The 13,855-nt window shown below is 68.6% G+C and carries 13 protein-coding genes; 9 read left to right on the top strand and 4 right to left on the bottom strand.

The genetic code is table 11. The features are described 5' to 3' along the window. Nucleotides 1–3 precede the first annotated feature (3 nt). The 4 genes from OHA18_RS07385 to OHA18_RS07370 all read left to right on the top strand — a co-directional run bounded on the left by OHA18_RS07385 (nt 4) and on the right by OHA18_RS07370 (nt 5,018). Nucleotides 4–912, top strand: coding sequence for a ribonuclease Z (locus OHA18_RS07385; RefSeq protein WP_329003032.1), 909 nt, complete (start codon nt 4–6; stop codon nt 910–912). A gap of 157 nt (nt 913–1,069) precedes the next feature. Further along, nucleotides 1,070–2,146 (top strand): EfeM/EfeO family lipoprotein, encoded by a 1,077-nt coding sequence (locus OHA18_RS07380; protein WP_329003031.1) that lies wholly within the window; start codon nt 1,070–1,072, stop codon nt 2,144–2,146. Beyond that, the gene (efeB, locus tag OHA18_RS07375; RefSeq protein WP_329003030.1) at nt 2,143–3,342 is read left to right on the top strand and encodes an iron uptake transporter deferrochelatase/peroxidase subunit; all 1,200 of its coding nucleotides are present in this window, start codon (nt 2,143–2,145) and stop codon (nt 3,340–3,342) included. Before OHA18_RS07380 ends, efeB begins: the two co-directional genes overlap by 4 nt. Nucleotides 3,343–3,362: 20 nt before the next feature. Beyond that, nucleotides 3,363–5,018, top strand: a complete 1,656-nt coding sequence (locus OHA18_RS07370; protein WP_329003028.1) for a phospholipase C — start codon at nt 3,363–3,365, stop codon at nt 5,016–5,018. Between the two features lies 1 nt (nt 5,019). Here the strand turns inward: OHA18_RS07370 and OHA18_RS07365 are convergent, their stop codons facing one another. Then, nucleotides 5,020–5,832 (bottom strand): alpha/beta fold hydrolase, encoded by an 813-nt coding sequence (locus OHA18_RS07365; protein WP_329003027.1) that lies wholly within the window; start codon nt 5,830–5,832, stop codon nt 5,020–5,022. A gap of 16 nt (nt 5,833–5,848) precedes the next feature. Further along, nucleotides 5,849–6,793 (bottom strand): helix-turn-helix transcriptional regulator, encoded by a 945-nt coding sequence (locus OHA18_RS07360; RefSeq protein ID WP_329003026.1) that lies wholly within the window; start codon nt 6,791–6,793, stop codon nt 5,849–5,851. A gap of 63 nt (nt 6,794–6,856) precedes the next feature. Between OHA18_RS07360 and OHA18_RS07355 the strand changes: the two genes are divergently transcribed. After that, nucleotides 6,857–7,996 carry an epoxide hydrolase family protein gene (locus tag OHA18_RS07355; RefSeq protein ID WP_329003025.1) on the top strand — a complete coding sequence of 380 codons (1,140 nt, stop codon included), beginning with the start codon at nt 6,857–6,859 and terminating at the stop codon, nt 7,994–7,996. Here the strand turns inward: OHA18_RS07355 and OHA18_RS07350 are convergent. Next, entirely contained in the window at nt 7,985–8,821 is an 837-nt protein-coding gene (locus OHA18_RS07350; protein WP_329003024.1) for an oxidoreductase, read from the bottom strand. The genes OHA18_RS07355 and OHA18_RS07350 overlap by 12 nt on opposite strands. Nucleotides 8,822–8,913: 92 nt before the next feature. On the opposite strand from OHA18_RS07350, the gene OHA18_RS07345 reads away from it, so the two are divergent. Further along, nucleotides 8,914–9,471 (top strand): TetR family transcriptional regulator, encoded by a 558-nt coding sequence (locus tag OHA18_RS07345; RefSeq protein ID WP_329003023.1) that lies wholly within the window; start codon nt 8,914–8,916, stop codon nt 9,469–9,471. An 81-nt stretch (nt 9,472–9,552) separates the two neighbouring features. Next, entirely contained in the window at nt 9,553–11,079 is a 1,527-nt protein-coding gene (locus OHA18_RS07340; RefSeq protein WP_329003022.1) for a S1C family serine protease, read from the top strand. Between the two features lie 96 nt (nt 11,080–11,175). On the opposite strand, the gene OHA18_RS07335 is transcribed toward OHA18_RS07340, so the two are convergent. Then, nucleotides 11,176–11,640, bottom strand: coding sequence for a hypothetical protein (locus OHA18_RS07335; protein WP_329003021.1), 465 nt, complete (start codon nt 11,638–11,640; stop codon nt 11,176–11,178). Nucleotides 11,641–11,807: 167 nt separating this feature from the next. On the opposite strand from OHA18_RS07335, the gene OHA18_RS07330 reads away from it, so the two are divergent. Further along, nucleotides 11,808–13,217, top strand: a complete 1,410-nt coding sequence (locus OHA18_RS07330) for an MFS transporter (protein ID WP_329003019.1) — start codon at nt 11,808–11,810, stop codon at nt 13,215–13,217. After that, on the top strand, nt 13,214–13,747 hold the full coding sequence (locus OHA18_RS07325) for a TetR/AcrR family transcriptional regulator (protein WP_329003018.1): 534 nt from the start codon (nt 13,214–13,216) through the stop codon (nt 13,745–13,747). Before OHA18_RS07330 ends, OHA18_RS07325 begins: the two co-directional genes overlap by 4 nt. Nucleotides 13,748–13,855: the final 108 nt, after the last annotated feature.

Below are 13,855 nucleotides of genomic sequence, written 5' to 3'. Positions count from 1 at the left end.
TGCGTGCGTGAACTCGTTGTGCTGGGCACCGGTAGCCAGGTGCCGTCCCGGGAACGCACGCAGAACGGGTACTTCCTGCGCTGGGACGACGAGGGCTTCCTGTTCGATCCGGGGGAGGGCACCCAGCGGCAGATGCTGTACGCCGGGGTCGCGGCCGGGGCGATCACCCGGCTGTGTATAACGCATTTCCACGGCGATCACTGTCTCGGGATGCCCGGGATCGTGCAGCGGTTGTCGCTGGACGGCGTACCGCGTCCGGTGCGGGCGCACTATCCGGCCTCGGGGCAGACGTACTTCACCCGGTTGCGGTACGCCGCGTCGTTCTTCGAGCGGGCCGAGTTGCTCGAGGAGCCGGTGGAGGAGGACGGGCTGCTGTCGGTCGGATCGTTCGGTCAGCTGTGGGCGCGCCGGCTGGAGCATTCGGTCGAGTCGTTCGGCTACCAGCTGATCGAGCCCGACGGCCGCCGGATGCTGCCGGACGAGCTGGCTGCCCACGGCATCGTTGGCCCGGCCATCAGCCGCCTCCAGCAGGCCGGTTCTCTCGACGTGGACGGCCGTACGGTGCGGATCGAGGACGTCAGTGAACCGCGACCCGGCCAGCGGTTCGCGTTCATCATGGACACCCGTCTGTGCGAGAACGTGCTCCGCCTGGCCGAGGACGCCGACCTGCTGGTGATCGAGTCGACGTACCTGTCCGGTGAGTCCGAGCTGGCGAGGCGCTTCGGCCACCTCACCGCTCGTCAGGCCGCCCGGGTCGCTCAGGAGTGCGGCGTACGCAAGCTGGTCCTGACGCACTTCTCCCAGCGTTACCTGGAGCCCGAACGCTTCCACGAGGAGGCGGCCGCGGAGTTCTCCGGCGAGGTCGTGGTGGCCTCCGATCTCGGCCGAATCTCAGTTCCGGCCCGCCGCTAGCAAACAATGCGTTACGCGCGGGCGAACAAGGCTGAACCTGGGCAACGGCACGATCGGCCGGGATTAACATTGCCCGCGGATATAAACCGCCGATCCCCAGGAGCAACCTCTCGTGCGCACTCCCCGTCCAGTTCCGGCGGTTGCGGCGCTGGTTGTCGTGGCAGCTGCGGTGGGCGTGGCGGTCTGGAGGCCCTGGGAGGACTCGGCCCGCGCGGCCGGTGGCCCGCCCGAGGTGTCCGTGTCCCGCAGCCAGTGCGGCCAAGGCTGGACCGATGCGAAGACCGGCCGGCAGACGATCAGCCTGCACAACACCGGTGACGCGGCCGCCGAGGTCGATCTCGTCGAGGTCGGTAGCAACAAGGTGTACGGCGAGGTGGAGGGCCTCGGCCCGAACACGAGCGCACCGATGGACGTGCAACTCGGAGCCGGCCGGTACGCGATCCGCTGCCTGATCGAGGACACCGACGCCATCACCGGGCCGACGGTCACCGTCGCGGGCGACGCGCAGGGCGGTCCGGCCGCAGTCGCCGTCACCAAGAACGACATGCTGCCGCTGGTCAAGCAGTACGAGGCCGCGGTTGCCACCGGCGTCGCCGGCCTGGCCGTCAAGACGGACAAACTGCGTGCCGATGTCGACGCGGGCAACCTGGTCGCCGCCCGGGCCGACTGGCTGCCCGCGCACCTGGCGTACAACTCGCTCGGCGCGGCGTACGACGCGTTCGGCGACTTCGCCGACAAGATCGACGGCTCCGGCGGCTTCCATCCGCTGGAGAAGGGCCTGTGGCACAACGCGTCCGCCGCGAGCCTGAAGCCGGTCGCGGACCAACTGGCCGCCGACGTCCACGGCCTCCAGAAAGACCTGCCCAACGAGCAGGTCGATCCGAACGACCTCGGGCTGCGCGCCCACGAGATCATGGAGAACGCACTCCAGTTCGAGCTGACCGGCGAGAACGACCAGGGCAGTGGCACGTCGCTGAACACCGCACTGGCCAACCTGGACGGTACGGCGAGGGTGCTGGCGATCCTGGACCCGGTGCTGAAGCCCCGCGACCCGGACCTGCCCCAGGTACAGAAATGGGAAGCCCGGGTACGCGCGCTGCTGACCGCGCACCGGAACACCCCGGTCGCCCGGTTGGACCAGACCACCCGTGAACAGCTCAACGGCGCGGTCGGCGAACTGTTGGAGAAGCTCGCCCCCGTCGCAGCCATCTGCGAAGTACGGAGAAGTTCATGAGTGACGTCGGCCGCCGGTCCTTCCTGCGCGGCGCTTTGGCCGGGGCCGGTGCGGCCGCGGTCGCCGGTGCGATGACCGGGGCGTCCGCCGAGGCGGCGACATCGACGTCCGTCGATTTCCACGGCGCACATCAGGCCGGCATCACCGACGATCCGCAGAAGCAGGCGATCTTCGCGTCGTTCGACGTGATCGCGGCGAACAAGGCCGAGCTCACCGAGCTGTTCACCACGCTGACCGCCCGGGCGCGGCTGCTCACCGCAGGCGGCGCGCTTCCGCCGCTGGGTATCACCGCTCCGCCGGCCGATTCCGGCGTACTCGGTCCGGACATGCCCGGCGACGACCTGACCGTCACCGTCGGCGTGGGCGCGTCGCTGTTCGACGCCCGGTACGGCCTGAAGGATCGCAAGCCGGCCAAGCTGACGCCGATGAAGGAATTCCCCAACGACAGCCTGGACGACAGCCAGTGTCACGGGGATCTGAGCCTGCAACTGTGTGCGTCGGAGAGCGACACCGTGCTGCACGCGTTGCGAGACATCGCCCGGCACACCCGCGGTGCGATGCAGTTGCGGTGGCGGGTCGACGGATTCCAGAGCCCGCCGCGCCCATCCGGCACGCAGCGCAACCTGATGGGCTTCAAGGACGGCATCGTGAAGCCGGCGACCGCCGACCACGACAAGCTCGTGTGGGTGAGTAAGGGCAACGGCGAGCCCGCCTGGGCCGAGGGCGGCAGCTATCAGGTGTTGCGCCAGATCCGCATGCTGGTTGAGTTCTGGGACCGGGTGTCGGTCGGCGAGCAGGAGAACATGTTCGGCCGGCGGCGGGACTCCGGCGCACCGCTGGACGGCAACAGCGAGACCGACCTGCCGAACTATCCGGCCGACCCGACCGGCGGCGCGATCCCGTTGACCAGCCACATCCGGATGGCCAACCCGCGCACGCCGGCGACGGCGTCCAGCCAGTTCCTGCGCCGCGGCTACAACTATGACAAGGGCACCGACCCGGTCGGAGACCTGGACATGGGGCTGGTGTTCTGCGCGTACCAGCAGGACATCGCCCGGCAGTTCGAGGCCGTGCAGACCCGGCTGATCGACGAGCCCCTCGTCGACTACATCCGGCCGGTCGGCGGCGGCTACTTCTATGTACTTCCCGGTGTACGGGACGGCAACGACCACTTCGGGCGGTCGTTACTCGCATGATTGAGCTAAGAGGAGAAGGCATGCGCGCAAGACTCCGTGTCCTCGCCACGGCCGGCGTGGCCGCGACGAGCTTGTTGCTGGTCGCCTGTAGCGGCGCTGGTCAGGGCATCAGCAACCAGGGCGGCGCCAGTCAGGGCAGCAGTAGTCAGAGTGGCAGCGGTCAGGTGGCCGACGCCGCCTTTTCGTTCCCGGCGGTTCACCCGTCGACGCCGATCCAGCACGTGGTGGTGATCTTCGGCGAGAACATCTCGTTCGACCACTACTTCGGCACCTACCCGAACGCCACCAACGAGAACGGCACGCCGTTCACCGCGGCCCGCCACACGCCCAAGGTGAACGGGCTGTCGAAGCAGCTGCTCACGAAGAACCCCAACGCCTACAACCCGAAGCGGCTGGCGCCGTCGCAGGCGCTGACCTGCGACCAGAACCACGGCTACGGTCCGGAGCAGAAGGCCGTCAACGGCGGCAAGATGGACAAGTTCGTCGAGAACACCGAGACCGACAAGTGCACCGGTCAGCCGGTGCTGTTCGGCGAGCCGGGCCTGGTGATGGACTACTACGACGGCAACACCGTCACCGCGATGTGGAACTACGCCCAGCACTACGCGCTGAACGACAACTCGTTCGACACGGTGTACGGCCCGTCCACGCCGGGTGCGCTGAACCTGATCTCCGGCCAGACACACGGCGGCCAGGCGTACGACCCGAAGACCAGGCAGCCGACCACCGACGCGTACGCCGTACAGTCGCCGGACAAGAACGGCATCGGGACGATCACCAACGACCCCGATCCGATCTACGACAACTGCTCGAACAACAACGGCAAGTCCACCAACAACCTGGCCGGGATGCACGGGCAGAACATCGGTGACCTGCTCAACCAGCGCCACGTCACCTGGGGCTGGTTCCAGGGTGGCTTCAAGCCGACCAGCACCGTCGATGGCAAGGCCGTCTGCGGCGCGACGCACAACAACGTCGGCGGCATCGCGGCGGCCGACTACAGCCCGCACCACGAGCCGTTCCAGTACTACAAGTCGACGGCGAACCCGCAGCACCTGCCGCCGACCTCGGTGAAGGCGATCGGCCACACCGACCAGGCCAACCACCAGTACGACACGTCGGACTTCGACGCGGCCGTCGCGGCGAACAACCTGCCGGCGGTCAGCTTCCTGAAGGCCGGCGAGTACCAGGACGGTCACGCTGGGTACTCCGACCCGCTGGACGAGCAGGCGTTCATCGTCAAGGAGATCAACCAGCTGCAGAAGTCCAAGGAATGGTCGTCGACCGCGGTCGTCCTGGCCTACGACGACTCCGACGGCTGGTACGACCACCAGAAGTCGCCGACCGTGAACGGCTCCAAGGACGCGGCGCTCGACCAGTCGGCGACGTGTGGCAAGGCTCCGGTGTCCGGCGGGTACGCCGACCGCTGCGGCTACGGCCCGCGCCTGCCGCTGCTGGTGATCTCGCCGTACGCGAAGACCAACCACGTCGACCACGCGCTGACCGACCAGACCTCGGTGCTGAAGTTCATCGAGGACAACTGGCGGACCGGCCGGATCGGTGACCACTCGTTCGACCAGCGCGCCGGCAGCCTGAACAGCATGTTCAACTTCTGGCAGCGCCCGAGCAAGAGCAAGCTGATCCTGGACCCGAAGACCGGGGCCGTCGTCCGCTGAGTCAGACGCCCTGATCGACGAGAAAATCGTCGATCAGGGCGTTCACCTCTTTCGGGGACTCGAGCGCGGCCAGATGCGCCGACTGCTCGAGTACGACGAACCGCGCACCGGGGATCGAGTCCGCCATCTCCTCGGTCTCGGCGACCGGGAACGTCTGGTCCTCGGCGCCGGCGACGACGAGGACCGGTGTCCGGATCGTGCCGAAGAGCGTGCGCTGGTCGGGTCGCCGGGGGACCACGCTGGTCACCGCGTGCCGGCCCGACGTGATGTTCACCCGACGCGCCAGATCGTTGACTGTGGCAACGACCGCGGGCTTCTCGCGTTTCGCCGTCGGCCCGAGGAACGCGTCCCGCACCGGCCCGGTGAGCGGTCCGCGGATGCCGCCGAGCAGCTGCGCGGAGCGGGTCAGCAGGCCGTACTCGAATCGTTGCCGGCGGCCCGCAGGCGAGGCGGTGGCGTTCATCAGGACGGCGATGCCGATCCGGTCCGGATACCGGGCCGCGAACGTGCCGCCGATCATCCCGCCCCAGCTGTTGCCGATGACATGGACCCGGTCGACGCCGAGGTCGTCGACGATCGCCTCGATCACCTGCGCGCACTGGGCGAACGTGAACGGTCCGGTCAGCGGCTGGCTGCCACCGTGACCGGGTGGATCGACGAGGACGACCTGGAAGCGGCCGGCGAAGTGCGCGGCCTGGGCGGACCAGAGCGTGCCGTCCATCAGCAGGCTCGGCCAGAACAGCATCGTGGGCCCGGATCCGTCGATGCGTAAGCGGATCCGGCCCAGCACGGTCTCGACGTACCGATCCTGCATGCCTGAACGGTACCGGTCAGGACGGCGGGATCGCGGCAGCAAGGCGCGTCGTCAGTTCGCGAATGCAGTCGATCAGCTCCGGCGGCGAACGGACCTCGAAGGGCAGGCCGAGCAGGCCGAGATACAAGGCCACCTGATCGAGCGAGTTGGCGCCCGTCTCGACCAGGGTCGTGTGCTCGTCGATCGGGGTGACGGACGCGACGTTCGGCCCGTAGCGGTCAGCCACCTGCTCCGCGGGCGCGTGGACCACGATCTGTGCCTGGTAGCGGTAGCCGCCGTACGCGACACCGCGGTTCGTGGTCGTCAGCTCCGGTACGTCGCGCGGCGTGAATCGCGGTCCGGTCGGGATCCGCGGCTCCAGCCGGTCGAGCCGGAACGTCCGCCAATCGGTCCGCTCCAGATCCCACGCAACCAGGTACCAACGCCGGCCGGTGTGCACGAGCCGATGCGGCTCAGTCGTCCGAGTGGTCGCCGTACCGTCGTGGTTGCGGTAGTCGAACCGCAGTCGCTGGTGGTCCCGGCATGCCGCCGCGACGGCGAGCAGTACGTCGGGCTGTACGGACGGGCCGCCCGCAGGGGTGACGGCGATCTGCTGGAGCAGCTCGATCCGGTGCCGCAGCCTGGACGGCAGGACCTGTTCGAGCTTGGTGAGCGCCCGGACCGACGACTCCGCCGTCCCGGCCACGGTGCCGCTCGCGGCGGCGCGCAGCCCGATCGCGACCGCGACGGCCTCGTCGTCGTCCAGCAGCAGCGGCGGGAGCGCCGCGCCGGAGCCGAGTCGGTAGCCCGCCACACCCGGTACGGCGTCGACCGGGTAACCGAGGTTGCGGAGCTTGTCGACGTCCCGCCGCACGGTCCGGACGCCGATGCCGAGCTCGCCGGCCAGCGCCGCGCCGCTCCACTCCTTGGGCTGCTGCAGGAGCGAGAGGAGTTTGAGCAGTCGTGCCGAGGTTTCGAGCATGCCCATCAGTTTGCCATCGACTTAGGACTGAAGCTGTCCTAAGCAGGTGGCAGAGTTCTGGACATGATCAAGCCCTTCACGATCGACATCCCGCAGAGCACCCTCGACGATCTCGCCGCCAAGCTGGCGAGCACCCGGCTGCCCGCGCCGCTGCCCGGTGACGCCTGGAGCACCGGCGTACCGGTCTCCTGGCTGTCCTCGCTGGTCGACTACTGGCGGACCTCGTACGACTGGCGTGCGGCCGAGAAGGAGCTGAACTCGTACCCGCAGTTCACCACCGAGATCGAGGGCCAGCAGATCCACTTCATCCATGTCCGGTCGGCCGAGCCGGAGGCCCTGCCGCTGATGCTGACGCACGGCTGGCCGGGGTCGATCGTCGAATTCCTGGACGTGATCGGGCCGCTGACCGACCCGGTTGCTTTTGGTGGGCAGGCTTCAGATGCGTTCCATGTGGTGATTCCGGCGCTGCCCGGGTTCGGGTTCTCCGGGCCGACGGCGGACGACGACTGGACGTTTCCGCGGATCGGGCGCGTCTGGGCCGAGCTGATGAGCCGGCTCGGGTACGAGCGGTACGGGGTACAGGGCGGGGATCTCGGCGGGTCGGTGTCACCGGAGGTCGGGCGGGCCGCGCCGGAGCGGGTGGTCGGCGTACACACGAACGGCGGGACCAACCTGCCGCCGCTGGAGCTGCCCGAGGAGGAGCTGAAGACGCTGACGCCCTTGGAGCAGGACAAGATCGCGCGGATCGGCACGTTCATGCGGGAGGAGTTCGGCTACATCTCGATCCAGTCGACGCGCCCGCAGACGCTGGCGTACGGGCTGGTCGACTCGCCGGTGGCGCAGCTGGCCTGGATCATGGACAAGTTCAAGGCCTGGACCTACCCGGCCGAGACGTTGCCGGAAGCAATCATCAGCAAGGACCGGCTGCTCACCAACGTGATGATGTACTGGCTCACCGGCACCGGCGGGTCCGCGGCGTACATCGGCTACGCCCAGCCGCGCTCGTGGGCCCCGCGCCCGGACTCCGGTGTCCCGACGGCCGTGCTGGCGCTCGCCCACGACGTCGCGATCCGCCGGTACTGCGAGACGTCGAACACGATCACGCGCTGGACGGACGTCGACCACGGCGGTCACTTCGCCGCCCTGGAGGAGCCTGAGTTGCTGGTCGGTGACCTCCGTGAGTTCTTCAGCTCACTGCGCTGAATAGTCGGTCGAGGTGGTCAGGTGGGCCCAGGCGGCGGCTTCGTCGGCGCGGGACCTGGACGCGCGATCGGCGTGGGTGAGCGCGTCCTTGCCGAGCAGCAGGCGGAGCGGCGGGTTGTCGAGGCCGACGACCTGGAGGATCGCGTCGGCAGCCTTCGCCGGGTCGCCTGGCTGCTTGCCGTCGGTCTCCAGGCGGTAGCGGTTCATCTGGCCGACCGTGGAGTCGTAGTCGGGGTGCACCTCCGCGAGCTGCATCGACGAGCCGCCCCAATCGGTGCGAAACGCGCCCGGCTCGACGATCGTCACCTTGACGCCGAACGGCCGGACCTCGTTGCTGAGCACTTCGGAGAACCCTTCGACGGCGAACTTCGCGGTCTGGTACGCACCCATCCCGGGCGTGCCGCCGACGCGCCCGCCGACCGACGAGAACTGCAGGAAGTGCCCGCTCTTCTGTTCGCGGAACACCGGCAGCGCCGCCTTGGTGACGTTGACGACGCCGAAGAGGTTGGTCTCGATCTGCGCCCGGAAGTCCTCGTCGGGGGTCTCCTCGATCGGGGCGCTGTTCGCGTAGCCGGCGTTGTTCGCGACCACGTCCAGTCCGCCGAACGCGTCGAGTGCAGTCTGTACGGCGGCGCGTGCGGCCGTGGCATCGGTGACGTCGAGGGCCACGGCGCGGATCTGCTCGCCGTACTTCGCGACCAGGTCGTCGAGCTGCTCGGGCTTACGTGCGGTGGCGACGACTCGGTCGCCGGCGGCCGGCACGGCCTCGGTGAGGGCGCGGCCGAGACCGCGAGAGCTGCCGGTGATCAGCCAGATCTTGCTCATGATTACTCCTAACTAACCGGTTGGTTGGGTACGCCTCAAGTTAACCAACCAGTTAGTTGGAAATCAACTGAACGGTTGGTTAGTCTGGCCGCATGCAGCAACGGAACGCCGACCGGACCAGGGCGCGGATCCTCGCCGCCGCCGTCGAGGAGTTCGCCGCGCGCGGGATCGCCGGCGCCCGGGTCGACCGGATCGCCGAGGTGGCCGGATGCAACAAGGCCATGCTCTACGCGTACTTCGGCAACAAGGACCGGCTGTTCGACGCCGCGTTCGGTGCGTCCGTGGAGCAATACCTCCAGGAGGTCGGGTTCGACGTCGACGACCTCCCGGCGTACGCCGGCCGCGTCTTCGACTACTTCGAGGCACATCCGGAGCGGCTCCGGCTCTCGATCTGGTACCGGCTGGAGCGGCCGGACGGTCAGCCGCTGGAGGCGATCGTCGCGGTCAATCACCACCGGCTGGACGAGCTGCAGCGGGGGATGCGGCGGCGCGCGATCCCGCGGCAGTTCACCCCGGTCAGCCTGTTGTCGCTGATCCAGGCGATCGCGACGAGCTGGTCGTCGATGAACCCGGAGTACGGCGCCGCCGTGCCGAGCGCGACCGTGCGGCGGCGGTCCGTGGTGACGGCCGTGGAGAAGATTCTCAGCTGATTCATTGGTTGGGCCGATGGAGTTCTCAGTCTGGCGAGCTCTACTCGTAGCAGAGGGAACTGGCTGAGGAGGGCACGGGAGATGAACGAGAGCGCTGGACCTGGACCGTACAACGGTGGGCAGTACGGAGGTTGGCCGCCGGCGCATGGCGGGTATCCGCAGTACCCCCAGAACGGGCCGTACCCGAACAACCCGCAGTACCAGCAGGGTCCGCAGTACAACCCGCAGTACCCGTTCCCGCCGAAGCCGCCGAAGAAGCGCGGCCGGCGGCTGCTGGGAGCCGGAGTGCTCGGGCTGGCCGCGGTAGTGGTCGCCGGGTCGGTTGCCTGGGGCATCGACCAGCACAGCGCCGGGAACAGCTCGGAGCTGTCCCAGAAGGCGTTCGACGCGTCGTCCGTGGCGGCGAAGGTGTCACCGGGACTGGTGGACGTGAACACCGTGCTCGGGTACGAGAATGCCCGGGCAGCCGGGACCGGGATCGTGCTCACCGCCGACGGTGAGGTGCTCACCAACCACCACGTGGTCGAGGGCGCGACGTCGATCTCCGTGACCGACATCGGCAACGGGAAGACGTACACCGCGAGCGTCGTCGGGTACGACGAGCAGCACGACATCGCCGTACTGAAGCTGAAGGACGCGTCCGGGCTGCAGACCGCGAAGACCGGAAACTCCGACCAGGTCAAGCTCGGCGACCAGGTCGTCGGGGTCGGGAACGCGGGCGGCACCGGCGGTACGCCGAGCTACGCGGCCGGGAAGGTCACTGGGCTGAACCAGGCGATCACCGCGACCGACGAGAACGGGCAGGACCCGGAGAACCTCACCAACCTGATCGAGACCGACGCGAACATCCAGGCCGGCGACTCCGGCGGCCCGCTGGTGAACGCGAACGGCGACGTCGTCGGGGTGGACGTCGCGGGCGGCAACGGCAACAACGGCGGGCAGGGCCGGCCGGGTCAGACGGCAGTCACGTCCGGCGCGACGGCGACCGCGACGCTGGCGGCGGCAGGCACCGGGAACGGCAACGGTTTCGGAAACGGCTACGGAACCGGGTACGGCTCGCCGTTCGGCGGCGGCGGCTTCGGGAACGGTTCTGGTGACGGCTCGGGCGACGGTTCCGGGAACGGCTCGGGCAATGGTTCGGGCAACGGTTCGGGCAACGGTTCGGGTGACGGCTCCGGCGACGGTTCGGGGAACGGGTTCGGAAACGGGCAGGGCGGTTCCGGGAACGGTTCCGGGACGACCACCGAGGGGTACGCGATCCCGATCAACCAGGCGCTCGACATCGCCGAGCAGATCGAGAACGGCAAGGCGTCGGACGCAGTACACATCGGCGCCTCCCCGATGCTCGGAGTCTCGGTCGTGACGAGTGAGGGCACCACCGGCGCGGTCGTCGGCGACGTACTCGCCGACGGGCACGCGGACGAGGCCGGCATCGCGGCCGGCGACGTGATCACCTCCTTCGCCGGTCACAGCGTGGACTCGCCGGACACCCTCTCCGAGCTGCTCAACAACCAGCACCCTGGTGACAAGGTCGAGGTCGGCTGGGTCGACCAGTCCGGTCAGTCCCACAAGGCCACCATCGAACTCATCACAGGCCCGGTCCGCTAACAGCAGCGCTACCCCCCCGCTGCCGCGGACCGACCGATCGGGCCCGACGCTCTCCTCCCCCTCAGAGCGCCCGGGCCCGATCTTTGTGCCGCTCGGCTAGAGCGCCGGACCGGCAGATCCAGTGACCTGGGCGCTACAGGTCGAAGAGATCTGCAAGCCGTCCTGTTCGCTGCACACGACGAACTTGAAGGTGGCGCCGTACGGCATGTGCAGGGGGTAGTAGGTGGTGGTGCCGGCGCCTTCGCGGTTCCACCCGCGGTACGGACCGGGGTTGGCCAGGTCGCTCCGGAAGTCCACGACCACGACTCCGTAGCCGTCCGCATGCGAGTCGTGGATGCTCAGCGTGTTGGTATCGGCGTCGAAGTGTGCCCACCCTGCCGCGTTGGTGGAGGTCACGCTGACGTCGCCGCCGCTGACGGCTGGGCCCTCCGGCGCGTTGGTCACGGCAGATGACGGACCGGCGACCGCGACCGTGATCGCGGTGACCACGGACAGGACAACGGCAAGCCGGGTTGCGGTGCGCTGCACGATCGACATCGCCGGCTGGCGGGTGCGTCGCATTCGATCTCCTCGAGTTGGGGTAGCTGCTCAGGAGAACGACGAGACATCGCACAGCGGTGTGAGGTCCGGCACGAATGACCCCGAAGAAGCCGGTTCGCTTCCGGTGGGGGTGAACAAGCGTTTACCATCCCTGGGTAAACAACCGTTCACCCCTGTGAGGACTCCGCTTGACCGTCCGCCCTGGCGCTCACCCACGCCTGATCCTGGCCGCGCTCGCCTTCTGCGGCGTGCTCGTGTCCATCAGCCAGACCATCGTCGTACCCCTCCTACCCGCACTCCCGCAGATCACCAACAGCCCGGCCTCGGACGTCAGTTGGCTGATCACGATCACCCTGCTCGCCGGCGCGGTCTTCACCCCGCTGCTCGGCCGGGCCGGCGACATGTACGGCAAGCGCCGCGTGCTGCTGATCGCGCTGTCCTCGATGGTGATCGGCTCGTTGCTCTGTGCCACCAGTTCGGACCTGACCGTGCTGATCGTCGGCCGCGCGTTCCAAGGCGCCGCTGTCGCGGTGGTCCCGCTCGGCATCAGCATCCTGCGTGACGAACTGCCGCCGCGCCGGGTGATCCCGTCGATCGCGATCATGAGCTCCACGCTGGGCATCGGCGCAGCCTTCGGCATCCCGGCCGCGACCCTCGTCGTCCAGTACGCGAACTGGCACACGATGTTCTGGATCAATCTCGGCCTCGGCCTGCTCGACGTCGTACTCGTCCTGCTGATCGTGCCCGAGTCCGCCGTTCGCACCAGCGGCCGCTTCGACGTCCTCGGCGCGCTGGGTCTCAGCGCCTTCCTCGTCTGTCTCCTGCTCGCGGTCTCGAAGAGCAATGCGTGGAGTGCCGAGAAGCTCGTCGCCCTGTACGCCGTTGCCCTGCTGCTGGTGCCGATCTGGGGGTGGTACGAACTGCGTATCAAGAGCCCGCTCGTCGACCTCCGGGTCTCCGCGCGGCCGGGTGTGCTCTTCACCAACCTCGGCGCACTGCTGATCGGTTTCGCCTTCTACGCGAACTCGCTGTCCACTGCCCAACTCGTCCAGGAGCCGACGTGGACGGGCTACGGACTGGGCGAATCCATCGTGGTCAGCGGCCTGTGCCTGCTGCCCGGCGGTGTGGCGATGGTGCTGCTCTCGCCGGTGTCCGCCCGGATCTCCACTGCGCGTGGTCCGCGGTTCACGTTGGCGATCGCCTCGGTGATCATGGCCGCCGGGTACGTCGTCCGCCTGTTCACCAGCAGCAACGTCGCCGGGATCGTCATCGGCGCAACGGTCGTGTCGGCCGGAACCGCCGTTGCGTATTCGGCGCTTCCGGCGCTGATCATGCATGCTGTGCCGGTGACCGAAACGGCCGCCGCGAACGGCATCAACACGCTGATGCGCACGATCGGGCAGGCGATCTGCAGCACGATCGTGGCCACCGTGCTGGCCAACGTCACGATCTCCCGGGCCGGCCAGGTCGCGCCCGCGCTGTCGGCGTACCTGACGGTGTTCGTGATCGCCGGCATTTCCGCGGTCGTGGCGGCGGGGCTGGTGCTGCTGATCCCGGTACGGCGCCCTGAGCCGGCGTACGAGGTGACGACGACGTGACCGATCCGGGGCGGACCACGATCCTCCGCGCGGCGCGGAAGGCGTTCGCGCGCGAGCCGTACGACGCGGTCACGCTCCGGGGGGTCGCCGCGGACGCGGGCGTCAGCGCCGCCCTGATCGTCAAGTACTTCGGCGGCAAGGAAGCGCTCTTCGAACGGGTCGCCGACTTCACCGAGGCGGCCCAGTTGCTGCTCGCCGCGCCGAACGAGCGACTCGGCGAGCATGCCGTCCGCACCCTGGTCGAGTACCGCCGGGCCAACGACCAGGACCTTCTCGTCCGGGTCGTGTTCGCGGCCGGCAAGGGTGACGAACGCGCGCTGATCCGCGAGCACTTCCGCGATCAGGTGACCCGGGCCTTCGCCGCCCGCCTGACCGGCCCGGACGCGGCGCTGCGGGCCGGTCTGATCACGGCGCAACTCCTCGGTCTGGGCGCCGCGATCGCGATCGACACCAGCGGCCCGATCGCCACTGCCGACCCCGGGACGGTCGCCGCCCTCTACGCTCCGGCACTCCAGAGTCTTATCCACTGATTGAACAGCCGTCCTAACATGTGGACAACGCGCTTGGCGCAGGGTGTGACGCCACTAACATGGAGCATCCAGGCCGAGAGGCGCTGCAACGGACCCCGGGTCCGCCAC

The sequence above is a fragment of the Kribbella sp. NBC_00709 genome, from assembly GCF_036226565.1.
GTDB lineage: Bacteria > Actinomycetota > Actinomycetes > Propionibacteriales > Kribbellaceae > Kribbella.
The sequence above is the reverse complement of the archived record's forward strand: the minus strand, read 5'-3'. Positions and strand labels throughout refer to the sequence as shown.

Coding starts and splice junctions, on each gene's coding strand:
- efeB (WP_329003030.1), top strand. CDS start 2,143: ATGAGTGACGTCGGCCGCCGGTCCTTCCTGCGCGGCGCTTTGGCCGGG.
- OHA18_RS07370 (WP_329003028.1), top strand. CDS start 3,363: ATGCGCGCAAGACTCCGTGTCCTCGCCACGGCCGGCGTGGCCGCGACG.
- OHA18_RS07365 (WP_329003027.1), bottom strand. CDS start 5,832: ATGCAGGATCGGTACGTCGAGACCGTGCTGGGCCGGATCCGCTTACGC.
- OHA18_RS07360 (WP_329003026.1), bottom strand. CDS start 6,793: ATGCTCGAAACCTCGGCACGACTGCTCAAACTCCTCTCGCTCCTGCAG.
- OHA18_RS07355 (WP_329003025.1), top strand. CDS start 6,857: ATGATCAAGCCCTTCACGATCGACATCCCGCAGAGCACCCTCGACGAT.
- OHA18_RS07350 (WP_329003024.1), bottom strand. CDS start 8,821: ATGAGCAAGATCTGGCTGATCACCGGCAGCTCTCGCGGTCTCGGCCGC.
- OHA18_RS07345 (WP_329003023.1), top strand. CDS start 8,914: ATGCAGCAACGGAACGCCGACCGGACCAGGGCGCGGATCCTCGCCGCC.
- OHA18_RS07340 (WP_329003022.1), top strand. CDS start 9,553: ATGAACGAGAGCGCTGGACCTGGACCGTACAACGGTGGGCAGTACGGA.
- OHA18_RS07335 (WP_329003021.1), bottom strand. CDS start 11,640: ATGCGACGCACCCGCCAGCCGGCGATGTCGATCGTGCAGCGCACCGCA.